Raw genomic sequence first — 26,188 nt, forward strand, 5'->3', positions numbered from 1 at the left:
CTGACTTGAAGGGATTACGACTACTGCTCCCAATTCAACATTTTTTCATTGGTGCTATATTGGAATTTATGACCTGACTTGAAGGGATTACGACCGTCTATCACCTTTACTTTCTGAGAGCCTAAGCCACTAAATTGGAATTTATGACCTGACTTGAAGGGATTACGACACCAACACCAATAGCACAAGGCTTTTTACCTGTCATAAATTGGAATCATTGACCTGACTTGAAGGGATTACGACCAAATACGTAACCTCTTATAGCCATCCAATGAGCAACAGATTGGAATCATTGACCTGACTTGAAGGGATTACGACTTGCACTCATAGTCCTTTTGGACTATGTTGTTGCCATATTGGAATCATTGACCTGACTTGAAGGGATTACGACAAACTCCTCCCCAACCCTGTCTCCTGTGTGGTCATTTCCCATTGGAATCATTGACCTGACTTGAAGGGATTACGACTATACTTAGCCCCCAACTTATTTCTTCTTTAGTATTTATTGGAATCATTGACCTGACTTGAAGGGATTACGACATTACTTAACATATCCTCTACATATTCCTCTTTTAGAAATATTGGAATCATTGACCTGACTTGAAGGGATTACGACTAAGCACAACCAGACATAAGCAAACTGATGCCCGTGATTGGAATCATTGACCTGACTTGAAGGGATTACGACTAAAACTCAGCGAAGGCACGGCACATTTCCTCGTAGCTATTGGAATCATTGACCTGACTTGAAGGGATTACGACATTTTATCCAATTCAACCCACGGAGTTCCTTTTTCGATTGGAATCATTGACCTGACTTGAAGGGATTACGACTACTGCTTGAATGTTTTTCACTTTCCAGTTGCCATTGTTATTGGAATCATTGACCTGACTTGAAGGGATTACGACATTCGCCGTCCGAAAGCTTGCGTTTTTAGTTAACGGTATTATTGGGATCATTGACCTGACTTGAAGGGATTACGACATTCGCCGTCCGAAAGCTTGCGTTTTTAGTTAACGGTATTATTGGAATCATTGACCTGACTTGAAGGGATTACGACGATATTATCCCTGATATGTTTACAGGTGATAATACCATATTGGAATCATTGACCTGACTTGAAGGGATTACGACATCTATTAAATATAAAATTGAAAGCAGGGCTGCCAATAGATTGGAATCATTGACCTGACTTGAAGGGATTACGACGCAGTTCTTCTTTTCTTATAAACAACACTTCCATGTTGCACATTGGAATCATTGACCTGACTTGAAGGGATTACGACTATAAAAGTATCAACAGCTACCATATTACACCTCTCCTTATTGGAATCATTGACCTGACTTGAAGGGATTACGACTTTATAATTTCTATTGTTAAATTATCCATATATAAACCCATTGGAATCATTGACCTGACTTGAAGGGATTACGACAAGTTCTGTAGACCACAATAGCCAATTTTGATAATATTATTGGAATCATTGACCTGACTTGAAGGGATTACGACTATAAACTCTGCTACTCTCATTTTATACCCTCCATTTTATTGGAATCATTGACCTGACTTGAAGGGATTACGACTTCAATAGTGAAAACTTTCATACTCTTTCCTCCTTTTTTATTGGAATCATTGACCTGACTTGAAGGGATTACGACACTACAATCTGGACATAAGTATTTGTTGTCGCTATATGATTGGAATCATTGACCTGACTTCCAGCAAGCTTGGTGCAGAAACATCGGGAGTTAACTATGCCCGATGTTTTGAAGGGATTACGACTCAATAAGCTTGAAAATTGCGATACAAGCCCTTGAATTGTATTGGAATCATTGACCTGACTTCCAGCAAGCTTGGTGCAGAAACATCGGGGGCTAACTGTGCCCGATGTTTTGAAGGGATTGATTTAAAAATTTTGAATTTTGAATTTTGAATTTTGAATTATGAATTATGAATTATTTGTTTTACATTTTTGTTGTATTTAGCTTAATACAAATACTAATTTTGAGCATTGAACATTGAACTTCTTAGTACTTAATGTTTAATTCTTAACACTATTTTCTGACCTGACTTCCAGCAAGCTTGGTGTAGAAACATCGGGAGTTAATTATGCCCGATGTTTTTTAGCAAGCTTGGAATAGAAACATCAGGATTAATATGCCTGATGTTTTGAAGGGATTTAATTTTGAATGTTGAAGTATGGATTATGAATTATGAATTTTTTTATAAAGGTTTTAGAGACATAGTACTTAACACTTAACACTTAATACTTAATACTTAAGGCTTAATTCTTAACGCTTATTTCTGACCTTACTTTGTATAAGTAACGTTAGAAAGTTGAAACGTAGAACGTAGAACCTTGAACATTGAACCTTGAACCTTGAACATTGAACATTGAACTTCTTAATACTTAACACTTAGAACTAAATTCGAACATAGAACGCTTAACTTTTTCATGACTTAAGTTGATTACATTAAAACTAAAATTGCAAATGTTTGTGAAAATATCTGTTGATTAAGCTATTTTTATTCTTACTGCATTTTTAACAGGTTTATTTTTTTTCGGGTCATAGGAATCTTCTAAATAAAAAGTTACTTTACTGCCAATGTTAAATTCTGCTTTTTTGCCAAGCATTTCTGATGTTTTAAAATAATAAGATTGCTTATCAGTTTTAATAAAACCAGCTTTATTATTTGGTAAATAGCCACTGATTACACCTTGGTATTGTGTTTTGTTAGAAAAATAGATATCACTCCAAAGATTTTTTAGTTCTTTTAAAACATCTAATTTGTTGGAGCGTAAATTTCCATACTTGTTGATTAGCTTTTGTGGCAAGTTTATATTCCAATTATTTTCATTAATTATTTCATTAGCCAAAATAAAATGCAGCTTTGCTTCATAATCCATTTGTTTAGCTTCTAAAATTTCTGCTAATAAAATTATAAGGTGTATTTTTTTGTCAATATCTCCAAAATTCATAACTGATTGTAATGCAAACGATAAGGCTTTATCAAAATTTTTAAGTATGAAATAAATTTCAGCGATTTCTTTTTGAATAAACCAATCTTTTTTTATTTTTACTATTTGTTGAAGATAATTTAATGATGAGTCGTATTTTTGCAACTCTTTATAGCAAAGAGCAATTCGCCACTTAAACCATATATCATTATTGTAATGGAAGTTATTGATGGTTTTTAAAGCTAAATTACAGGATTCGATACATTTTTCATATAATTTAATTTTGTATAAAGCTTTTGTTTTGTGCATGAAGTATTGTTCATATTCTGATGCTAATTCGACTTTCTTCCCATCTTTTTCAAAAGTGTATGAAGTTTGGTTTAATTTATTGAGTTCTAGTTTATTAAGCAACTCTAAGATATAGTTGGCATCATATGTGTTTTGTTCTTTTAATTTATTTAAGCATTTAAATACTGCTTTTTTGTAAATAATATCATCTTGTGAACTATAATTGAGAATTTTTTCTACACAAAGCAAAAATTTTTCTAAAGGCAGTAAATCACCTTTTGCTGATAAATAGTCATATAGGGACCAAACATAGATGTTTTTAATATAATCAAACTCAGGATTTTCTTTTATTATCTGTTCAGAAACTTTAATTGCGTATTCATAATTTCCTAATTTTCTAAGACAAAATGCGTACCCCCATCCATCCCACTTTTCATTTTTCCCCTCTTCCCATAGCTTTTTAAAAAGTGGCAATGCTTCAGAAAATTTTTGACTTTGTCTTAAAGAAGATGCCTGTTTTCTTATCTCTTCCAAACTTTCCATAAAATCTCCTACTTAAGAAAGTAAACAAATTAATGGACTATTTTCTGACAATATTTTTAAAACAGTTAATGGTTTAATAATTTTTATTGTTTATCTTTTACAAAATAATCGTATGCAGGTTGATTTATTTTTTCATTTCATTTTGCGTAAGGTTGTGTAAAGCGATTTACATCCATTATGTTGATAATAAGAAAGAATGGAGTAGTGTTACTATTCAATAAATTTTTTGACTAATAGTTCTTCCATTTAAAAATTGTAAAAGTTGCCAAGTTTGTTAACAATTGAGGCTTACGTAACATTATGTCAGTGATTGGTAATTTTGTCGTTAAGCCTTTCTGCTAAATTTTCTATATCTCTATATCTTGCAATTTGTCGCAGCCATTTTTTAGGAATGTTGTCAAATCCGTAGTATAGTCCTGCAAGCCCACCTGTTACTGCGCCTGTTGTGTCTGTGTCGTCACCCAAGTTCACTGCTTTCAAAACAGCTTCTTTGTAATTGTCTGTTGTCATCAAACTCCAAATACTTGCTTCAAGTGTATGCAAAACATAACCACTACTTTGAATATCGCTTTCATCAATTTTGAAAATGTTACCTTTTAACAATCTGTCAAAATTTGCAATTTCTGTTGGATTGATTCCAAGCTTTGCCAAGTAATTTGAAATTTCTGTCTGCAAGTTTTTATAAATTTCAAATATATCTTTTCCTTCTAAAATTTGCTTTGCAAATTCAAGATAGTAGAAGCAAGCAATGACTGAACGAATATGCCCGTGTGTAATTGACGAAACTTTTCTTGTAATGTCAAAACGTTCGTTGATTGGTTTATCGAGTAAATAAAAAACTAAAGGTAAAATTCGCATAAGCGAACCATTGCCGTTGTCATTTTCTTTAAATCCACCTGCTAACTCTGGTTTTTCACCTTTTGCAAGCCTTGAAATTGCTTGGCTTGTGGCAATGCCAATATCAAAAACATCTCCATGTGGTGTCCAATAATTTTCGTATGCCCATTTTACAAAATTTTGTCCTATTACATTCAAATCAAAATCTTGTGTCAAGGCTTCGGCAAGACAAAATGTTAGCGAACTGTCATCAGACCAGGTTCCAGGTGGTAAATTGTATGTTCCATAACCGATCTTATCTGTTACGGGATTTTTGCGAAGTGTCTCTCGAGTCTTAAACTCAACTGGAACACCTAAAGCATCACCAACTGCGACACCAATAAGTGCTGATTTTATTGCTTTGAAATAATCAACATTCTGAATCTTAAAAAGCATACTTCCGAAGTTGCTCCAACTTTTTATCGTGTCTGTTTCAGATTTGATATTTTTTCTTAGATAAATGTCGCGTACATCTATTTCTAAAAGGCCTCTTGCAATTAAAAATAAAAAGGTTTCAATGTCTGCATTATCTTCTTCATTATTATTTTTCTTTGTTTCTTTCAACCCAAAACTCTCTTATGATGTAGCCGTCAGTTACTTTGTCAATTTTTGCTTTATAAATTCCGTAGCCTGTCCAAGAGCGGTGAAAGTAAAGCCATTCGTTTTCATAATAAATGAACCGCTTATCCTCCATTTCTTGAGGAATAAGTCCATTTTTCAGTTTAGAAAACTGTTTATCTGTTAAAAATAAGTCTATTTCAATTTTTTGGGATTATCAATAGGAATGTTTTTCCAACTTTCTTTTGTAGCTATTTCTTTCATTTTTGCACCAACATTTATTAAATCACATTTGTTTCAATTATACCAACTTTCCTGGTATTGTTTATACATAATATTAGCTGGTTATTATTCAGTTTTCCATATATATTTAATTGGATATCATAAACTCTCAAAAGTGAGATAATGCCATGTGTATCATATTATGTTTATATCATTATTTGCTGAATATTATTTTCATAAGTACGCCTCTTTTTTGGTAAGATTATAATATAACTTAAATTAATCATAACATTCCTTAAAGAGCATTTGCTAGGGCAGTTAGCTCTTTGACGATAAGACCATAGTCTTCAGTTGGAACAATGTGCCCCCAATCTGTTTCTATTAAATCTTCTTTATTTATTTTTAGAGTGCTAAGTATTATATCATTATTTACAACTTCATCATTTTTACTGATTATAATGGTTCTTTTTGGGTTTGCCCCATCATCTTTTTTTATCAAATCTTGTAATTGTATTTCAGATTTTTTATACGATTCAAGAATGCTAAGGTCAGTTACCCCTTTTCTTTTGAGTGTATTAAATGGAGTAATAGAGGGATTTATTAACATAAAAGGGATTTTATGCTTTAATCCGAAATAAAGTGCAGGAAATGCCCCAATAATTGAAGAATCAATGAGGTTGTACTAAAAAAGGAACCGGACAATCCACCAATATTTAATTTGTCTATTGGTACAGAGTAGATTGAGTTAGAGCTTTTGGTTACACAGTAAATTTAATGAGCTATACTTTTATTAAAAAATCTTGGACAAGGTAAGGTTTTACAAGTAAATAATTTGTGCTAAAATATTGCAAGCTTAGTATGTTGATTATAAAAAATCTTTGTACAAATTTAAGGAGAGAGTGAAGTGGCCAAACTAGATTTAGATGAAATCAAAAGTTATATTTTAGAAAGAGGAAAGGAGTATAGAAAAAATATTCTACTTTATTTAAAGTGGGTATTAGAAGATTTTGAAAACAGAAAAAGCTCTTCAAACAAAATAGTTAGAGAGGCATTTAATTGTGACCCTTTTTATGTTGAAGGAATAAAAACACGAAATGAATGGGATAGAATTAATAAACGGGGAAAACATAATTATTTAATTGAACATAAAACTTTAGGTAAAAATGAATGGCTTATTGTTTCGAGATTAAATTATGATGAATTATCTAATTTTATTAATAAATTCGAACCCAAAGATATTCCAGAGAAAGTTATTACTTGGGAATATAAAATGCCAACTAAAGAAAACTTCTTACAAGCAACAAAAGAATATAAAGAATCAGAATGGGTAAAATCAAAAATAAAAATAAAAATAATTGTTGAAGAAAATGAATATCCATTAAAAGCCTTAAGTATTATTGCTATAGGAATAGCTAATGGTTTGGACGGACCTGCAAATTTTTATATGTTTACGACAGATCAATTAAAAAGATATATCAAAGATAATTTAGAAGACTTTCAAATCATTGAAACTCCTAAACAAACTGATGATGAGGAAGAAGATGAAGATGAATACTATGGAGAAGAAGTTATGTCAAATTATGCAAAACAACCCTTAAACCAAATTCTCTATGGTCCCCCTGGAACAGGAAAAACGTATAATACGATCAATAAGGCTTTGGAAATTATTTTAGAGGCAGAACGTGATGATGAAATTCAAAAGCTTTTAGAAAAAAATACTCATACAATCGAAGAACGAAAGATATTAAAAGACAAATTTGATGAATATAAACAATCTGGTCAAATAGAATTTGTAACCTTTCATCAAAGCTATGGATATGAAGAGTTTGTTGAGGGAATAAACGCTGAAGTTGAAAATGGCAATTTGATCTATAAGGTTACTGAGGGAATATTTAAAAAATTATCGAACAATGCAAAGCCAATTGAATCACAAAGCACAACTTTAAATTTTGATTGGGATAAAGGAAATATTTTTAAAATGTCTTTGGGTGGTAAAAATGAACCTGAAATATTAGACTGGTGTTTAGATAACGACTATATAAGTATGGGATGGGGAAATGATATTGATTTTACTCCAATTTCAGCAAAAGATTGGGAATCCTTTAGGGATGCGGTAAAATCACTATTTAAAGATAAAGAAATAGATCGATTTACGATTCAGGCAATTTATGCTTTTAAGGAGTGGATGAAAAAAGAAGATTTAGTATTTGTGTCATTTGGTAATTCAAAAATTGTCGCTATTGGTCAAGTTATTGGTGAATATGAGTATAAAGATTCTATAGATGAAATAAGATATTCTCAATTTAGAAAAGTTAGGTGGCTTTTTAAAGATAAAGCAGGTGGTATTCCTGCAGAAAAAATATTAAATAAAAAAATATCTCAACAAACAATTTATAAACTTGATAAATCTTATATAAAAAAAGATTTTTTAGATTCTCTTTTTAGTGTGGAAAAAAGACCTAATGATAAAAATTACATCCTCATCATAGATGAAATCAACCGTGGAAATATCTCAAAAATATTTGGAGAGCTTATAACCCTTATTGAGCCAAGCAAACGCATAGGGGCAGAAGAAGCTCTGCAAGTGAGACTTCCATATTCTAATGAGCTTTTTGGTATACCTCAAAATCTTTATATCATTGGCACTATGAACACTGCAGATAGAAGTATCGCACTTATGGACACAGCACTACGCCGGAGATTTCATTTTGAAGAGATGAGGCCTCGTCCCGATTTGTTAGAAGATGTTTCGATTGAAGGTGTCAATGTCAAATCACTTTTAGAAACAATGAACAAACGAATTGAATATCTTTATGATCGTGACCATACTATTGGACATGCTTATTTTATGAGTCTAATAGACAAAAGTGGTGATGAAGCAAAAGCGGAGTTAGATAATATATTCAGAAATAAAATCATCCCTTTACTTCAAGAGTATTTTTATGATGATTGGGAAAAAATACAAATTGTTTTAGGAGATCATCCTGAACAATTTAAAAAGAAAAACATAAAAGAAGATTTTCAAAAATATCAATTTATACAAAGTCAAGAGGTCAAAGAAAGTGATATATTAGGTTTTGATCATCCTGACATAGAAAATGAAGCTGTGGAATACAAAGTAAATAGCCACTTTTCTTTAGAAATGTACCAAAAAATATATGGTGATTACTCTTTAATAAATATGTCTGAAGAATAGGGAGATAATAATTGATTTTAAAAGAGTTTGAATATCTCCAATATAAAAGAGAAGATGCAAACAACTATATTAAACCAGAAACTTTTGAAGCTTTAGAAAAGTTTGTTTTAGATAATGAAGAAACAGCACTGTATCTGAAAATCACTACTAAAAAAGGGTACGGTAAAATTCTACAAGCCCAAAATTATGTTGGTGTCATCCAAACAAGAGATGGGACAACCATAGAAATATTACCAAAAATTTACAATGCAAGTGAAGAAGAAGCAAAAAAGATTCTCCTTCGGATGTTAAAAACTCTCAAAAATTCTCCTTTTAAAAATTTCAATATGGCACATTTGAAAAATGCAAAAATACCGCTTTTGGAAATTTTTATTACTATGTTTTTGGATGAACTTTCAAAACTTATCAAAAAAGGGATAAAAAGTGATTATATTACAAAAGAGGAAAATCTCAGATTTTTAAAAGGTAAATTGCTTATTGGGCAACAAATCAAAAAAAATACAATCCATCAAGAACGGTTTTTTGTAGAATATCAAGAGTATTTAAGCGATAGGGTGGAAAATCGTCTAATTAAAACTACACTGGAATATCTTTATAAAAAATCAAAATCAAATCGAAATCAACAACGAATACGAGAATTCTTGTTTATTTTTGATGGAATATCTCCATGTAAAGATATAAAATTAGGATTTAGCAAAGTAAAACTTGATAGACAAATGAAGGATTATGAGAAGGTTCTTTTATGGTGTAAAACATTTTTACTCGAAAATTCATTTAGTCCTTATAAGGGCAATGACGTAGCTTTTGCGTTATTATTTGATATGAATTTACTTTTTGAAAGCTATATTGGTCATTATTTTAAAATGAATTGTACAAATGTTACATTGCAAGACAAAACACATCACCTTGCATACTGTGAAGGCAATGGGGCATTTCAACTAAGACCAGATATTGTTATAGATGATGGAAAAATTATTGCTGATACTAAATGGAAACTCCTAAGTGAAGATAAAATACATCAAGGGATTTCCCAATCAGATGTGTATCAGCTTTATGCCTATGGCACTAAATATCATTCGTGTAAATCGATGTATCTAATATATCCCTATAGTGGACAAAATATATCAAATCTTTACCATTATTTCCGTGAAGGTGAGATAGGTTATAAAAAAGATGAGCAATGGTATGAAAAGGGAAACCTTGAGTTATACATAGTTTTTGCTGATGTAACTCAAGAAAGACTGAAATTTATTACTTTTAACGATAAAAACTATACACAAAATGTGTTAAAAATCCCTTGTGAAAAAAACACAGATAGAAACATATAAATATTTTATTAAAATTATTTCATTACCCTAACATAATCGAATATGATAGACTCTATTAGTCATTTTACGTCTCCCTTACGGCTTATAATATATATTGAGTCCTTTCTCAGGTTAATGTATTTGGTTCTTCTATATGTTTTTCCTGACTAATTGAGTTAGTTTAGATAAAAAATAACAAGTGAGATTTTGAGGTGAAGTAATGTAAAAAAAGTGTTAATTTTATATTGGTAATCTTGTTATTTTTTTATTGACATTAACAGTAGGTAACGTTTGTAAAAAATAGCATAAATTTTAATTTTTTCTTGACAATAAGGAGCATTATTTAAGACAGTTAAGATTATATTGAAAAGAGCTTTTTGTTAATTTTTGTATTACATAAATTTGATATAGGAGGTGTATCATTAGTACTCAAGAGAAAACTTATTGGATATCTACGGCATTATCTATGCCGGTATTAGAAACTTTAAAACTTATTGAGCTGAAAAAGAAAGGCTTATCAGATAAAGAGATCGAAACAGAGGTTTTAGTTAACAACTATCTTCAAAAAAATAGACTATCAACGGTAAAAAGAATGTTTGTAGAGTTTAAGAGAAGATTAAACTATATGGACAGCAATTTTACTGAACTAATAACTGAGCTGCCATTTGACAGTAAAAAGCATTTACTATTTGCTAATATTATGGAAACTTATCCTATGATGCTTGAATTTATGATTGAAACTGTATTACCTAAGTTACAATTGCTTGACTTTAGCTTACATGACAGTGATTTTTTTAAATTTTTGTATATTAAAGAAGAAAAAGCTACGAAGACATTAACAGATAATACTCGAAAAAAATTAAAACAAGTTACTTTTAAGATATTAGAGCAGGCAGGCTTAATAGATAATGGTAAAAATAAAAAAATAATGAAACCTATATTGAACTATGGTATAATACTCTATTATGCCAACAACACTGACATTTTAAAAGGTCTTTTGATGAGTGACAAAGAAATTATAACAAATATTAGGTGATAAAATGAATGAAAGTCTTACAAGTAAGTTAAACTGTCTTATAAATATCTTAAAAGATGAAAACTACTTTAAGCGAGAAAATATTGCTAATGAAGTTCCCTTTTATATTTTCGATTATAATCCTGAAGATGAATTAGAAGTAAGAAAAACTATAAACCAGATATCTGAATCTAAACAAATTAAGTACAATGTAGAAATATTAAATCTTTATGATATTGCAATAAATTACCTACAAGAGAATAATTTATTGGAAAAAACTTTTGAAATAGAAAAAAAGTTCACTCCTGAAAAATTTTTTACTAGATTAAAGTCTATTATAGATCCTGAATTAATTCTTAATAAAATAGTGAAAATAAGTGTAACCAAAGAACCAGATATTTTGATTTTAACAGGTATTGGAAACATTTACCCTATATTAAGAGCTCATTTAATTATTAATAAATTGCAAGAAAAAATATATAACAAAACTGTCATACTTATGTATCCGGGAACTTTTGAAATAATCGACACAGAGGGGCAACTGCTATTATTTAATAAACTTGAGAGTAAAGCTTTTTACAGAGCGTTTAAAATTTGCGGGGGTGGTGTAAGATGATTATAAAAAATATTTTTGAAAAAGATATTGAAAGACCTATAAATGGTGTAGTTAAGGTTGGTCAAGATGATTTGGGTATTCTTAAAAGTGAGATAGAAGAATATATCATAACCCATGAAGTAAAAAAATATTTAGATAATTTTTTCAGTCATTACGTTGATACTTTAGGCACACAAACTGATAAAATAGGTATTTGGATTTCAGGTTTTTTTGGTTCGGGTAAATCTCATTTATTAAAAATGCTCGCATATACTATAGAAAACCGTGCTATTGGTGATATAAGTGCTGGAGAAATAATAAGAGATAAAATTAAAACTGATGCGTTATTATCTGCCAATATTAAAAGAGCTTATCAAAACTCAGCCGATATTATCCTTTTTAATATTGATAGCATGAGTGATAGCAGCAATCTTGGAAATAAAGAAACAATTCTTAATGTTTTTCGTAGAGTATTCTATGACAAATTGGGATATTTAGGGAGGGTTCCCTTTATCGCTGAAATTGAAAGAGATTTGGACAATAATGGACTTTATGAAAAGTTTAAAAATAAATTTGAAGAATTAGCAGGGAAGAATTGGGTAGAAGAAAGACATAATTTTGCTTTTTACGAAGAAGAAATTTTTGAGGCTCTTGCCTTTTGCTACGATGTAACAGTAGAAAAAGCTGAAAATTTTTATAAATCTAAAGAAGACTATTTTAGCTCTGTAAGTATTTCTGATTTTGCTGATAATGTTAAAGAGTTTATAGATAAAAAAAATAAAGAATTAAATACAAACAATTATAGACTTTTGTTTATGGTTGATGAAGTTGGGCAGTTTATAGCCCAAGATACTAATAAGATGTTAAATCTTCAGACAATAGTTGAAGAGTTGGGTGTTAAATGTAAAGGTTCTGCTTGGGTGGTCGTTACTTCTCAGGAAGATGTGGAGTCAATAATTGGTGATTTACCAAGAACTAGTAAAAATGAATTTTCGAAAATTTTGGGAAGATTTATAAGATTCTCACTTTCTGGCTCAAACACTGATGAGGTTATTAAAAAGAGAATCTTGTCAAAAAATGTTGAAGCAGCGGATGAATTAAAAAACCTTTACGAAAATAATATAAATATCTTAAAAAATCAGTTTAGTTTTACAGCCGATACCGCTACTTTTCAGAAATATAAGGATGAAAATGACTTTATAAACTCATATCCTTTTGTACCGTACCAGTTTACATTGTTACAAAAAGTTTTTGAAGCAATTCGCACAATGGGAATTTCAGGTAAGCATTTATCACATGGTGAAAGAAGTATGTTAAATGCTTTTCAGCAAGCTTGTCTTATGATTAAAAACAAGGAAATAGGCTACATATCACCATTTTATTTATTTTACGATACAATAGAAGGTTTTATGGATTCCCATGTATTACTAACAATTAAACATGCTGAAAAAAATGAAAGCCTAGATATTTTTGATGTAAATTTGCTAAAACTATTGTTTTTGATTCGATATATTGGGCAGATAAAGCCAAATATTGATAACATTGTAATTCTAATGTTAGAGGTAATAGACCAAGATAAGCAAGCATTAAAAGATAAAGTTAAAAATAGCCTATTAAAGTTGGAACATGAAGTACTTATTAATAAAAGTGGTGACAACTATTATTTTCTAACTAACGAAGAAAGAGATATAAAGCAAGAAATCAAGAAAATAGCAGTAGATTCAGCTACTAAATCAAATTTTATTTATGAAATAATTTTTCATGAGTTATATCCAGAAACCAAACATAAATATACTAATTATAGCAATGACTATGAAATAACTAGGACTGTTGATAATATTTCGAAAGGCAACGGCAAATTAGAAATCAAAATTGCTACCCAATATGACTCTTTCGATACGAGTGACCCATATCTGACAATGCAAAGTCAGCAAAGAAAATTATTGATTAGATTAAATAACAGTAATGAGTTGGAAAAAGAATTAAAATCTTTTCTTCAAACAAATGAATATATAAGGAAACATCAAGGTTCAACTAAAGATTCATTTTCTAAAGTTATTTTAGAGATACAAAAAGAAAATGATGAAAGAAGAAAAAGGTTAAAGAAAATAATTGATGAGCTACTGGCAAATGCTGACTATTTTTCTTTGGGCACCAAGCTTCATTTCCCAAAGCCGGTAAACTATCAAAATCTTATAAAACAACAGTTAGATGAAATAATAGGGCATATATACAATAAAATGTATCTTATTGTGCCAAATACGATTAAGGCTTCAAATGAGATAAAAGAAGCATTAAGTAAAAATAGAAGTATAATTGGTGACGTTAATACAAGCGAATCAGTTGAAAATGAGATAATTAACTTTATTAGGGATATTAGCCACATAGAAAATAGTGTTACACTGAAGAAAATTTATGACAGGTTTAAAGAAGAACCCTTCGGATGGAAGCTATTAGATATACAATATATTATTGCAATTTTGGTTGCTAATGAAAAAATACATTTAGAATACCAAACTCAAAAAGTATCCAGTGCTTTTCACTCAAAACTTGAAGAATTAATTACTAAAGCATCTTACCAGTCTGTAGTTTATGTTAAATTGCCACAGGTTGCTGATGAAGGTGAAATAAATAAGGCTAAACAAATTTTTCAAGATGTAAGTGATAATATCCCTGAGGAAAAACCAGATGATTTCACTAAACAGTTTAAAAAGTTTATCACTGAGTTTATAGAGGATATTAAAAGTAACCTGCATCTTTTGTCTTCAAATTTTCGTCCAAAATTTACTGCTGAGGAATATTTAGATGGGTTGACAAGAATCGCTAAATTAAGTGAACAGGCAGATGTTATTAAAGAAATTATAAAACAAGAAGAAAAGTTACACACTTGGATAGAATATCTTGGAAAGTTTAGAAACTTTATTACTAATCAACTACCTCGACATAAAGATATAATAGAGTTTATAAATACATATAAAGATGGGATAGAGCATTATGATTACAAGCCAGGGGAAGAAGTATTGGAAAAATGCGAACAATACATGAATAGTGAATCTCCGTTTCATTTAACTATACCTTTGGCAAATGAAATAGATGATATTAGTCAGACATTAAAAGAAAAGTTAGGCTCCTTAAAAAATAAATATATAGATGAAATAACAAAAAAATATGAACATATTTTAGAAGTATCTAAAGGTGAAAACATAGATATATCAGGAAAAATAGATTCTTTAGATCAAATGGCTGACCTCATAAGAAATGAAATAAAAATTGAAAATGTTATTGCAAGACGTGCTACATTTATAAGGAAGATAAGCTCATTAGAAGAAGATATTAATAGAGAAATAAATAGAAAATATGCCGAAAATAATGAAAAACCACCGAAGAAAATTAAAATATCTAAATTAGTTTATCCTAAAATTATTAGCACTAAAGAAGATATTGATAATTTTACGGATGAATTAAAGGAAAGACTCTATCAAGAGCTACAAGATAATAAAAAAATTGAGATTTCTGGAGAGTAATTATGAATACAGGTGAAGTAAAAAAATTTGCTGTTAGGGCAAGACAGCTATTTATTGAGCAAGTAAAAGCAAAAGCTGCCTTGCTGGGCTTTAGTGAAAAAGGGGTAGCAGAACATAAAGAAGTTAAGACCGAAGTAATTGTTAACGAAAGTGTATATCCTAAAAAGCAATGGAAAGAAATCGCTAAAGTAGTAAAAAAAGGTAAAAGTGATTATTTAAGTCTAATAGATGAAGTAGCTTATACATGGTTTAACAGATTTGTAGCTCTAAAGTTTATGGAAGAGAATGGATATATAAATCATCGGTTTGTAAAGTCATCTTCAGATAAATGGTATCCTGATGTTTTAAGTGCTCCTGAAGAGACAAATTTACTTGATAAAAATGAAGTAATACAATTAAAACTAAGCAACGAATATGAAAAATTGTACAAAAAACTTTTGATTGCTCATTGTAATAATCTTCATAAAGCTATGCCTTTTATATTTGAAGAAATTGAAGATTATACAGAGTTATTGCTTCCGGATCTCCTTTTAGCAGCAAATTCAATAATAGCCTACATCGACAAAGGACTTCCATCTGATTTTTGGAAAGATGTTGAAATTATTGGGTGGCTTTATCAGTTTTATATTTCAGAAAAAAAAGATGAAGTAATTGGAAGTAAAAAAGCATATAAAAAAGAAGATATCCCAGCAGCTACACAGCTTTTTACACCGAGATGGATTGTGGATTATTTGGTGCAAAATTCGACTGGACGTATTTGGCTTGAGTCATATCCTAAATCTGTCTTGAAAGAAAGGATGAAATATTATGTAGAATCAGATGTGGATGTTGAAAAGAAGTTTTATTCAAATGTAAATCCTGAAGAGTTAAAAATAATAGACCCTGCTTGCGGATCAGGCCATATTTTGATTAGAGTATTTGACACTTTAATGAACATATACAGAGAGATGGGTTATTCTGACCTTGACGCTGTTAAAAATATAGTTGAAAAAAATCTTTATGGTTTGGATATAGATAAAAGAGCAGCACAGTTAGCTTGTTTTGCTGTAATGATGAAAGCAAGAGAATACGCCGGGTCAAGAATATTTAGACAAAAGTTAGATTTAAATATCTATGAAATACAAGAAGTAGATAAAAATCTTGTAGATTCCACCGAATTTATAAAAGGATTATCTAAAGAAGAAGATGAACAGCTACAAGAAATATTATCAGTTTTTTTAGAAGCCAAAAATATTGGTTCATTGATTACAATACCTGAAACATACTTAGATAAAATAGATTATTTCTTAGAAATATTAGAAAATCAATTAAATGATGATTTTGAGCTTACCAAGAAATATGCTTCGCAATATTATCATATTTTAAAAGTAGCTAAGGTTTTAGGTCAAAAATATGATGCTATGATTGCTAATCCACCATATATGGGAAATAAAGCTCATAATGAAATTTTGAAGCAATTTTTGCAGAAAAATTATCCTGATTCAAAATCAGATTTATTTGCTGCTTTTATTGAGCGAGGCTTTGAGTTTTTAAAAGATGGTGGATTCGAAGCTATGATTACTATGCAAAGTTGGATGTTTTTAAGTAGTTATGAAAAATTGAGAAATAAAATCTTAAAAAATTATCAGATAGTAAATATGGTTGATATGGGTTGGCATGCATTTGGCAATCCATCTTATCCAAGTACTGCTTTTGTGATAAGGAAATGTAAGCCTGGAGATACACTTGGGTAATTTTAAAGAAGTATTTGAACAAGCTAAATTAGAACTACCAGTATTTGAAGAAAACAAAAAATTAATATGTGAGGAAGTGTTACCTGTTATTTTTATCGCTCAGATAAATAATTTTGAAGTTGATAATATTAAATTAAAAGGTAAAAATTCTAATAAAAAATTTTTTAAGGAAATAGCGAACTTAGAAAAAAAACATAAAGTAAAATTTATTGTAGCTAAATCATCAGACGCAATTACTATGTCAGTAAATAATATAACAAATACAATTATTTTTACTTCTTGTAGTAATGTTAAATATCAATCATTGCTCAAAAGGTTGAGAAATGCTTTTTTTCATAACAATTTTAGTATTCAAAATAATTTTATTTACTTAAAAGATATAAATATAAGAAATAAGCGTAAACCAACGATGCTTGGAAAAATGAAATTGAACACATTTGTAGAGCTTATTGAAATTTTATTAAAATATATAAATAATCAGGAGTAACCTATGCCTACATTTATCAGATTGACATATTACAACAGCAGTGAAGAAAAAGAGAAAGGTTTTTTTGAACCTAAAAATAGGTATGTGGCAAAACAGGAAGATTTTGAGAAGATTCCAGGGAATCCTATTGCATATTGGATAAGTAATAGGATTAAAAAGATTTTTGAGAAAAGTGAAAAATTAAAAAATTTATCTGTTTTAAAAAGTGGAAAATCTACTAATGGTAAAAATGAAGAATTTTTCAGATATTGGTTTGAATGTAATTTTAATAATATTTTTTTTCATGCAACCAAATATGGTGAAAATTATATTGAAAACTTTATTCCATTAAATAAAGGTGGATCTTTTAGAAAATGGTATGGAAACAATGAATATGTAACAAATAAAAAATTTGCTTATAATGATTCTTTTCTATTTAAAAAAGGATTGACTTGGAGTGATGTAACATCAGGTAAATTTAGTGCAAGATTAAAACAACATGGGATTGTTTCTAATAATGTTGGAAAGATGTTATATGTTATTAAAGAAACACAAGAGAATAGCATATTAGGATTATTAAACACAAACATTATTAATGAATTATTAAAAATAATCATACCTACAATGCATTTCGATGTAGGATATGTATCAGAACTTCCAGTCATATTTCCAAAAGAAGAATCAGAAAAACAAATTATCGATAAATTAACCCAAGAATGCATAGACATCTCAAAAGAAGATTGGGACAGCAGAGAAACATCTTGGGACTTCCGAACCAATGAGTTGGTTCGAATTATGAATTATGAATTTTTAATGTTGAATGAAAGCAAGAAAAATAATTCAAAATCCAAGATTCAAAATTTAACATTAGAAACGATTTATAATCGTTATTGCGATTATTGGAAAGAAAAGTTTTTTAAACTTCATTCAAATGAAGAAGAGTTAAATAGACTATTTATAGAAATATATGAGCTTCAAGATGAGCTTACTCCGGATGTGCCCCTTGAAGATATTACAATTTTAAAGCAAGAAACAAAGATTGTAGATGGAAAGCTTATCTTTAACACTGATGAAATTGTTAAACAGTTTATCTCTTATGCTGTTGGCTGTATGTTTGGTAGATATTCACTGGATCACGAAGGTTTACATATCGCCGATATCGAAGTAAGCATAGAAGAAGCAAATTCAAAATTCAACATTCAACATTCAACATTTACTATAGATGATGATAACATTATACCTGCATTTGAATTTGATTTTTTTGAAGATGATATTTTTAAAAGATTTAAAGAGTTTTTAAAGATTACTTTTTCAGAAGAAACATTATATGAAAATCTATCATTTATAGCAAATGCACTTGGTAAAAAATCAAATGAATCAGATGAAGATGTTATTAGAAGATATTTCCATAAAGAATTTTATAGTGATCATGTGAGTAGGTATAATAAAAGACCTATTTACTGGATGTTTAGCTCCAATCCAAAGGGTGCCGGTGCTTTTAATGTATTAATTTATATGCATAGATATTATCCTGGTATTGTTGCTAAAATAAGGACAGATTATCTTCACCCTTACATGGAAAAACTTGAATCAGAGAAAAATAGACTTCAGCAATCAATCGATAACAATGTATTAAGCGGGCAAACATTAAAAAAAGCACAAAATACGATAGATAAGATAGAAAAATATTTAATTGAGCTAAGAGAATACGATGTAAGACTAAAACATTATGCAGACAAGATGATAAAAATTGACTTGGATGATGGTGTAAAAGTAAACTATTGTAAATTTCAAGATATATTAGTTGTGTTTGATAATAAATTATGCAAGTAACAAAAATCAGAGGGTTAGTTTAATGGATATAAGAGAGAAGCTGTTAGATAAATTTTCACGAAGTCGTATTGTTTTTTGGTTTGATGAAGAAGGTAATTTTAAAGATGATATTGAAAATTTAAATTTAGAAGATGTTAATATTTGTAAAGTAGAAAACAATGAATTTTATTTGAAATATTTAATTGAAAAAGAAAAACCTTTAGATAAATTTTTGCTTTATTATAATTCAGCTCAGCCACCTATAGAAAAAAACTGGTTAGCTGATATTTTGCTTTATTCCGATGTATTTTTTGCTGACCACAAATCTTTAATTAAAGATGAATTAAATGTTAGATTTGCAGAATTTGATTATTTATATAATGATTATAGGACATTTTTTAATAATAAAAAACGCCTTAGTAAATTAAAATCATATCTTTCTGAAGAACCTAATTATAAGGAATTATCATTAGGAATGATTGCTACTGTAATAAACGCTGCAAAAAATGATTTGGAAGCTGTATTATTTAAAATTTTTGAAAACGGATTGGATGAAGAAGACAATGAAGCATTAGAGCAGTTGGCAAAATATAATCTTGACTTAATGCTTTATAAAATTATCAAAGAGCATTTTAAAATTAAAAGTGAAGAAATAACACTTATAAAATTTGCATTATTGTTAGTTTGCTCTCATATTTTGCTTACAGCACCTCAACTTGTGAAACAAAATTTATTTAATGAGTATATTGAATCTTTTGAAGGAAAAGGTCTGCAGGTTGCCGGGCATTTTGTTGAAGAATGGCTATATAACTCTAAACATAATCACTTATATTCTGAAATTTCACAATATGTTGATAATAAAGCAAACCTATCTCAAAAACTGGTAAATTTAAATCTTGGTGATTTAGCTGATGTTTACTCTCTGGAAAATATTGAAAATATTATCTTAGATAAAATGGCAAAAGAGGATATAGAAGATAATATTGAGTATTATTTAGATATAATAGAAAAAAGAAAGCAAAGTTTTTGGTGGGAAATTTATCAAAATACTTACTTATCTATAGAGTATTATTTGAAATTTGAAAAATCTCTCATTGCTATGCATCCTGATGCTGATAAAATTGAAAATTTAGTATCGTCTTATACTACAAAGTTACATTCAATAGATATAAATTATAGAAAGTTTATTTATTACTATAAAAACGGAAACAATGATTTACTATTAGATTATTACAAGAAACTTGAAAATAAGTATTATAATTTTATTAACTTACTAAATTCAAAATGGGATAATTTATTAACATATGATTTTATAAATGATAATTCACATAATCAAGTCAGTTTTTACAAAAAATTTATAGAAGAACGAATAGAAAAAAGTGAGAGAGTTTGTGTTATAATATCTGATGCTTTAAGGTATGAAATTGGTTGTGAGCTGGTTGATGCTCTCTCCTTAAATGCAGATAGATTGAAGGTTGATTTAGACTACTTAGTTGCTAACATTCCAACAATCACAACAGTTGGTATGGCCTCTCTGCTTCCCCATAATAAAATTGAAATAAAAGACGATGGGTCTGTGTTGGTAGATGATAAACCCGCAACAAATACAAAAATGAGGAATGATTTATTAGTAACATTTAATAACAATTCATTAGCTATAACAGAAGAAGATGTAAATTCTCTTACAACATCACAACTAAAAGATTTGTTTAAAGGGAAAAATCTTATTTTTATTTATCAGAATATTATTGATAAAATTGGAGATGATAATGTTTCTGAAGGCAACGTTTTTAATGCGGTAGAGCAATGCTTAGGTTCACTGGAAAAAATCATTAAAAAACTTGGAAGCTCAAATATAACTAATATTATTATTACATCTGATCATGGATTTATTTATATAGATTCAAAGATTGAAGAACATTTAAAAATAGATTTTCCTTTTGACAAGTCAAAGATATCATTAAATCCAAGATACGTTTTAGGAGACAATATACAGCCTATAGCAAATAGTCATTATTTTGAAAAAATTGATAATGGTGAAATAAAAAGGAACAATATCTTGATTCCTAAGAATATGTTAAGATTTAAATCTACTAATGGTGCAAGTAAAAGATTTTTGCATGGTGGAGTTAGCTTACAAGAATTAATCCTACCTTTGATAAAAATAAGGCATACAAAAAAGCAGTCTAAAAGAAGTGTTGATTTTGAAATGATATCCCCTACAAAAAATATTATTACTTCAAACAACCCTAAATTTAAGTTTTTACAATCTGAACCTATAAGTAAAGATGTATTACCTTTGAAAATTAAGGTGGGTGTTTATGATAGTAATAATAATCTGTTATCAAGTGTTGGATTAGTGAACTTTGATGCAAATTCTGAAGATATAAATGATAGAACAAAAGTTTTGACTCTTAAGCTAAAGCCAATTAGCTTTGACAAAGATAAAACATATAGGTTAAAATTCTATGACGAGGATAATGAAGTTTTAATTAAAGAGTATGATTTTAAAATTAATATTCTTATATCAAATGATTTTTTTTGAAGGAGTAATTTATGGACAGACTTGACAATAAAATAATCGAGCTATTCCCAGGTAAAATTGTTAATAAAGAATTAGGGCAAAAATTAAAAACAGGATATAATGCCCCAAGCTTTGTAATAGAATATCTTGTTGGGATGTATTGTGCTACAAATGATGAAGAACAAATAAAAGATGGAATGCAAACTGTTAAAGATATATTAACGAAGCATTATGTAAGAGCAGATGAAATAGAAAAGATTAAATATCTAATGAGAGAGGAGGGTTCTTATAAAGTAATTGATAAAGCAGAAGTTTATTTAGACGAAAAAGAAGATAACTATTTTATGAAACTTCAAACATTGCAAATTGATAAAATACAATTAATACCCGATTTTATAGAAAAAAATCCACGTTTATTAACAACTGGTGTATGGGGGATAATAACACTATCTTATGTAAGATTGAAAAATCTTATAGAGGAAGAAATAGATATACAAAGACCGCTTGATGGCCAAGATTGTATGATTTGGCTTTCTGAAAAAAATGCTAAGGTTATTAAAGCTGTTCAGGATGAATACTCTGAAAATAAAAAACATAAAAGTAGAGCAGATGCTTTACCAGTACCTTATTTATTAAAAGACTTTAAGCCTATACAAGTACCGAAAGTGGATTTAGAGGAACTCTTTGAAAATAGGAAAAAATTTACATTGGAAGAATGGATAGATTTTATAATGAGAAGTTGTGGTCTTGAACCGAGCTATTTTAATGAAAGACAAAAATTTCTTTTCTTGTATAGACTTATACCTTTTGTGGAAAATAACTATAATTTAATCGAACTTGGACCAAGGGGTACAGGTAAGTCTTTTATTTATAAAGAAATTTCACCTAATGCGACTCTTATTTCCGGTGGTAAGACTACTGTAGCTCAGCTTTTTGAATGGGCTGGTGTTATAATGAGGCAGAATGTTTTGGGTTTGGTAAATTTATGGGATGTAGTTGGCTTTGATGAAATCTCATATAATGTTTTTAAAAACAAGGAAAGTATACAAATATTAAAAGATTATATGGAGTCTGGTTCTTATTCAAGAGGTAAGAATACCAGATTTGCAGATGCTTCTATGGTATTTGTCGGGAATATAGATGAGGCTATAGAGAATATAATTAAAGACAAGAATAAAAATTTATTTCAATGGATAGCTCAAGAAATGCAGGATACAGCGTTTTTAGAAAGGATTCACTGCTTTATACCTGGATGGGAGTTTCCTAAAATGAGGCCAGAATTTATTACAAAAAAATCTGGATTTATTGTTGATTACTTCGCTGAATTTATGAGAAGTATGAGAAAATATAATTATACAGATAAATATGAAAAATATTTTAAGCTTAATAATGCTACTCAGAGAGATAGTATGGCAATTAAAAGGACTTTTAGTGGGTTAGCAAAGTTACTCTTTCCTGAAAATGAAGTAACAAAAGAGGATACAAAAAAATTATTAGAGTATGCCTGCGAATGTAGAAAAAGAGTAAAGTATAATTTGCGTAGGATGTTGCCACATGAATATCCAACTGACAGTTTGGGTTATGTAGATTTAGAAACTGGGGAAGAGGTTGAAGTCTTTGCTAAAGAAGAGATACAAGGAAATTGAAACTTTAAGTGAAAAACTTGAGGTATTAGTAAATAGAGTTAAAGCAGTTGAAGAAAACGAAGAAACAGTCACTATTGATTTATTAGCTTATATTATCAAACTTACTCTTGATAGTTATCAATTTATAAGAGAAAGCTACAAGGATATCGAATTGTATAAACAATATTTAGGAGAAGTATTTATTGATAAATATATTTATATGTTTAACTCAATTGAAAAGGAAGGGAAACAGTTAATTGATGAAATGTCAGACATGGAAGAAAAATTATCGTCTGAAGATTTTATTTTATTCTGTTTAAAATGGCTGTCAGATATTGTGAAACTTTTAAAAATAAATTTAGAAATTATTCGTTTTATATATAAAATTGATTCATTTGCTAAAACTAAAATTATGGATGATATGACTTATATACTAACTTTAATTGACGATTTAGATTATGGTTAGATTTATAGTTTTAATTTTTTAAGATAAGGTGATTAAATATAAATGGTTAGACCTTTTGCATTTAAAGATGTTAGAAAATTAATAAGTGAATATAAATATATAAATTATAAACTAAAAGAAATTGTTTCTGCACTTAAAACCTATAAAGATAAAATAAAAAATGCTGTAAATGAATTAGCAGCTGTAGAGGCTCTAAGCGTACTTCAAGAAGTACCAATTCAAGAAATTAATAGACATAAAAGCGGTTTTAGGTTACGACCTCTAATTAATTGCGGATTTACTTCAATTAAGGATGTTGTTTTAGCCTCAGAATATACTCTTGCAAGTATTAGAGGGATAAGTAGTAATACAGCTCGTGAGATTAAAAATATTGCAAATAAATTGTTAATAGACACTTTAAGAGAACTAAAAATTAGTATAAGCGCAGATAATAAAACTAAAGAAGCAGCAAAACTTATAGTTGCTATTTCAAAATATAAAAATTCTGTTTCTTGTGCAAATTCTAGTTCTGAATTCTTACAACTTTTTGAAAAACAATTAGATCATGACTTAAAAGATATAAAGCCTGCCAAGAATGTTATAAGATGGTTTTTCGCGTCAAAAGATAAAAGATCAAAAGCTGTAGAAAAATACAATAAATTATATTTATTTTATGAGAATGAATTTAAGGATAATACTAAAGCGTTAATTTCAGAATATGATAAAATTAAGAATTTTACGGAGAATTATGCTTGGAGTGATTTTGAAAAAGACTCAATTAAATATTATAATATATTGGAAGAAATTGCACCTGAATTTTTTGATTCTAAAGATTCTGTATATGGCTTGCCAGAAGAAATAGCTTCAAAAATTTCTACCCAAGATTTTTCTAAAGAAGGGCTTTTATGTGAATTGCGGAGATATCAAGAATGGGGTGTCAGGTATATTTTAAACCAAAAAAGAGTTTTGCTTGGTGATGAAATGGGTTTAGGTAAAACTGTTCAAGCTATAGCTACAATGGTTGCTTTGAAAAATAAAAACTCTACTCATTTTGTTGTTGTTTGTCCTGCAAGTGTAATAGAAAATTGGTGCAGAGAAATAAATAAACATAGTAGACTCAATGTAAAAAAAGTTCACGGGAATAGTAGAAAGAGATCATTAGAAGCGTGGATAGATAACGGTGGAGTTGCCGTTACAACTTATGAAACAACAGGGTATTTTAAATTGGAAGCAATACCTAAAATTAATCTTATAGTTGTAGATGAAGCTCACTATATTAAAAATCCTAATGCAAAAAGAACTATTAATACTAAAAATCTTTGTAGTAAAGCCGAACAAATATTATTTATGACAGGTACACCACTAGAGAATAAAGTAGATGAAATGATTTCTTTGATTAGTATATTGCAACCTAGAGTAGCTAATTCCATTATGGGGATGGAATCATTGGTCCATGCTCCACATTTTAGGAAAAAAATTGCTCCCGTTTATTATAGAAGAAAAAGAGAAGATGTATTAGGAGAGTTGCCAAAACTTATAGAGACTAGAGAATGGTGTACATTAGGTATTGAAGAAAGAATCGCATATGAAAAGGCAGTTCTCAGTCGAAATTTTATGGATATTAGGCGTGTTTCATGGAGTATAGATAACTTACGTAATTCTTCTAAAGCAAAAAGAATGCTTGAGCTTATTAATGAAGCCAAAGAAAATGGGAGAAAGATATTAATATTTTCTTTTTTCTTAGATACCATAAAAAAAATTAAGTTGATGTTGGGTAATATGTGTTTAGATCCAATAAGTGGAAAAGTTTCTCCTGAAAATAGACAAAAAATAATTGATGATTTTAATGAATCTCCTGCAGGGACAGTACTAGTAGCACAAATTCAATCTGGTGGAATCGGCCTTAATATTCAGTCAGCTAGTGTCGTAATTATATGTGAGCCACAATTAAAACCCTCAATAGAAAATCAAGCTATTTCAAGAGCTTATCGTATGGGTCAGCCTCGAGATGTGTTAGTGTATAGGCTTTTATGCAAAGATACAATTGATGAAAGAATCATTGATTTGCTTGAAAATAAAGAACAAATTTTTAATGCATTTGCGGATAAATCTGAAGCTGCTTATGAAGACTTTTATATTAAAGAGGAGAAAATTAGCGAGCTAATTGATGAAGAAATTAAGCGTATAAAAAATCAAAAAAATAGGTAGTTTAAACCTACCTACTTTATAGGTAGTGTTCATAATTCCGTGTCACTTTAGTAGATCTATTGGCAACATTACAGTTAAGAGATTCTTTCGCTCCTTGAAATATTAAGATATCTACCTGAATAACTATTCTTTTATCAGTAAATTAAGAGCTGGTATTGCAAAATGTATGGACTTTTATAATTGCAATAGGTTTCATTCAGCATTGGGATATCAGAAACCTATGAATGTTTATCGGCAGGAATTAAAAATTGCAGTATAAAGGGATTAAGAATTCAGAAAAAACTGTATTG

General features: G+C 29.2%; 16 protein-coding genes, 1 pseudogene and 1 CRISPR repeat array (1 of these 18 cut by a window edge). Of the genes and pseudogenes, 13 read left to right on the forward strand and 4 right to left on the reverse strand.

All coding sequences use genetic code 11. From position 1 onward, the window contains the following. A CRISPR array of direct repeats spans window positions 1-1,660; the repeat unit is 36 nt; unit sequence ATTGGAATCATTGACCTGACTTGAAGGGATTACGAC; it begins 1,573 nt to the left of the window's first position. A gap of 857 nt (window positions 1,661-2,517) precedes the next feature. From LF845_RS09775 to LF845_RS09790, 4 genes are all read right to left on the reverse strand, one after another. Continuing rightward, window positions 2,518-3,792 (reverse strand): tetratricopeptide repeat protein, encoded by a 1,275-nt coding sequence (locus LF845_RS09775; protein WP_242820833.1) that lies wholly within the window; start codon window positions 3,790-3,792, stop codon window positions 2,518-2,520. Between the two features lie 303 nt (window positions 3,793-4,095). Further along, the gene (locus LF845_RS09780) at window positions 4,096-5,232 is read right to left on the reverse strand and encodes an ADP-ribosylglycohydrolase family protein (protein ID WP_242820834.1); all 1,137 of its coding nucleotides are present in this window, start codon (window positions 5,230-5,232) and stop codon (window positions 4,096-4,098) included. Then, a complete protein-coding gene (locus tag LF845_RS09785) occupies window positions 5,210-5,362 on the reverse strand; it encodes a hypothetical protein (protein ID WP_242820835.1) in 153 nt (50 codons plus the stop codon). Before LF845_RS09785 ends, LF845_RS09780 begins: the two co-directional genes overlap by 23 nt. A 381-nt stretch (window positions 5,363-5,743) precedes the next feature. Then, window positions 5,744-6,055: a hypothetical protein gene (locus tag LF845_RS09790; protein ID WP_242820836.1), complete on the reverse strand. Its 312-nt coding sequence runs from the start codon at window positions 6,053-6,055 to the stop codon at window positions 5,744-5,746. Between the two features lie 297 nt (window positions 6,056-6,352). Between LF845_RS09790 and LF845_RS12035 the strand changes: the two genes are divergently transcribed. The 13 genes and pseudogenes from LF845_RS12035 to LF845_RS09855 form a co-directional block, all read left to right on the forward strand. Next, window positions 6,353-8,644, forward strand: coding sequence for an AAA family ATPase (locus LF845_RS12035; protein ID WP_242820837.1), 2,292 nt, complete (start codon window positions 6,353-6,355; stop codon window positions 8,642-8,644). A gap of 11 nt (window positions 8,645-8,655) precedes the next feature. Further along, complete coding sequence (locus LF845_RS09800) at window positions 8,656-9,972, forward strand: McrC family protein (protein ID WP_242820838.1); 1,317 nt, start codon at window positions 8,656-8,658, stop codon at window positions 9,970-9,972. Window positions 9,973-10,417: 445 nt separating this feature from the next. Then, window positions 10,418-10,987 (forward strand): BrxA family protein, encoded by a 570-nt coding sequence (locus LF845_RS09805; protein WP_242820839.1) that lies wholly within the window; start codon window positions 10,418-10,420, stop codon window positions 10,985-10,987. Between the two features lie 4 nt (window positions 10,988-10,991). After that, the gene (locus LF845_RS09810) at window positions 10,992-11,582 is read left to right on the forward strand and encodes a DUF1788 domain-containing protein (RefSeq protein ID WP_242820840.1); all 591 of its coding nucleotides are present in this window, start codon (window positions 10,992-10,994) and stop codon (window positions 11,580-11,582) included. After that, on the forward strand, window positions 11,579-15,085 hold the full coding sequence (gene brxC, locus LF845_RS09815) for a BREX system P-loop protein BrxC (protein WP_242820841.1): 3,507 nt from the start codon (window positions 11,579-11,581) through the stop codon (window positions 15,083-15,085). Before LF845_RS09810 ends, brxC begins: the two co-directional genes overlap by 4 nt. A gap of 2 nt (window positions 15,086-15,087) precedes the next feature. Then, on the forward strand, window positions 15,088-16,818 hold the full coding sequence (gene pglX, locus LF845_RS09820) for a BREX-1 system adenine-specific DNA-methyltransferase PglX (protein ID WP_242820842.1): 1,731 nt from the start codon (window positions 15,088-15,090) through the stop codon (window positions 16,816-16,818). Next, window positions 16,811-17,305: a hypothetical protein gene (locus LF845_RS09825; RefSeq protein WP_242820843.1), complete on the forward strand. Its 495-nt coding sequence runs from the start codon at window positions 16,811-16,813 to the stop codon at window positions 17,303-17,305. Before pglX (LF845_RS09820) ends, LF845_RS09825 begins: the two co-directional genes overlap by 8 nt. Window positions 17,306-17,308: 3 nt before the next feature. Continuing rightward, the gene (gene pglX, locus LF845_RS09830; protein ID WP_242820844.1) at window positions 17,309-19,117 is read left to right on the forward strand and encodes a BREX-1 system adenine-specific DNA-methyltransferase PglX; all 1,809 of its coding nucleotides are present in this window, start codon (window positions 17,309-17,311) and stop codon (window positions 19,115-19,117) included. 22 nt (window positions 19,118-19,139) lie between these two features. Next, window positions 19,140-21,641: a BREX-1 system phosphatase PglZ type A gene (gene pglZ / locus LF845_RS09835; protein WP_242820845.1), complete on the forward strand. Its 2,502-nt coding sequence runs from the start codon at window positions 19,140-19,142 to the stop codon at window positions 21,639-21,641. A gap of 11 nt (window positions 21,642-21,652) precedes the next feature. Continuing rightward, window positions 21,653-23,266 carry a BREX system Lon protease-like protein BrxL gene (brxL, locus tag LF845_RS09840; RefSeq protein ID WP_242820846.1) on the forward strand — a complete coding sequence of 538 codons (1,614 nt, stop codon included), beginning with the start codon at window positions 21,653-21,655 and terminating at the stop codon, window positions 23,264-23,266. Continuing rightward, a complete protein-coding gene (locus LF845_RS09845) occupies window positions 23,229-23,711 on the forward strand; it encodes a hypothetical protein (protein ID WP_242820847.1) in 483 nt (160 codons plus the stop codon). Before brxL ends, LF845_RS09845 begins: the two co-directional genes overlap by 38 nt. A gap of 42 nt (window positions 23,712-23,753) precedes the next feature. Then, entirely contained in the window at window positions 23,754-25,898 is a 2,145-nt protein-coding gene (locus tag LF845_RS09850; protein WP_242820848.1) for a DEAD/DEAH box helicase, read from the forward strand. A gap of 52 nt (window positions 25,899-25,950) precedes the next feature. After that, window positions 25,951-26,157: pseudogene (locus LF845_RS09855) on the forward strand (integrase core domain-containing protein); the annotation flags it as partial. Between the last annotated feature and the right edge of the window lie 31 nt (window positions 26,158-26,188).

Source organism: Deferrivibrio essentukiensis (assembly GCF_020480685.1).
Classification (GTDB): domain Bacteria; phylum Chrysiogenota; class Deferribacteres; order Deferribacterales; family Deferrivibrionaceae; genus Deferrivibrio; species Deferrivibrio essentukiensis.

Bases quoted from the DNA above. Each gene is read 5' to 3' on its own strand.
- LF845_RS09775 (WP_242820833.1), bottom strand. From the start codon at position 3,792: ATGGAAAGTTTGGAAGAGATAAGAAAACAGGCATCTTCTTTAAGACAA.
- LF845_RS09785 (WP_242820835.1), bottom strand. From the start codon at position 5,362: ATGGAGGATAAGCGGTTCATTTATTATGAAAACGAATGGCTTTACTTT.
- LF845_RS09790 (WP_242820836.1), bottom strand. From the start codon at position 6,055: ATGTTAATAAATCCCTCTATTACTCCATTTAATACACTCAAAAGAAAA.
- LF845_RS09805 (WP_242820839.1), top strand. From the start codon at position 10,418: ATGCCGGTATTAGAAACTTTAAAACTTATTGAGCTGAAAAAGAAAGGC.
- LF845_RS09810 (WP_242820840.1), top strand. From the start codon at position 10,992: ATGAATGAAAGTCTTACAAGTAAGTTAAACTGTCTTATAAATATCTTA.
- brxC (WP_242820841.1), top strand. From the start codon at position 11,579: ATGATTATAAAAAATATTTTTGAAAAAGATATTGAAAGACCTATAAAT.
- pglX (WP_242820842.1), top strand. From the start codon at position 15,088: ATGAATACAGGTGAAGTAAAAAAATTTGCTGTTAGGGCAAGACAGCTA.
- pglX (WP_242820844.1), top strand. From the start codon at position 17,309: ATGCCTACATTTATCAGATTGACATATTACAACAGCAGTGAAGAAAAA.
- pglZ (WP_242820845.1), top strand. From the start codon at position 19,140: ATGGATATAAGAGAGAAGCTGTTAGATAAATTTTCACGAAGTCGTATT.
- brxL (WP_242820846.1), top strand. From the start codon at position 21,653: ATGGACAGACTTGACAATAAAATAATCGAGCTATTCCCAGGTAAAATT.
- LF845_RS09850 (WP_242820848.1), top strand. From the start codon at position 23,754: ATGGTTAGACCTTTTGCATTTAAAGATGTTAGAAAATTAATAAGTGAA.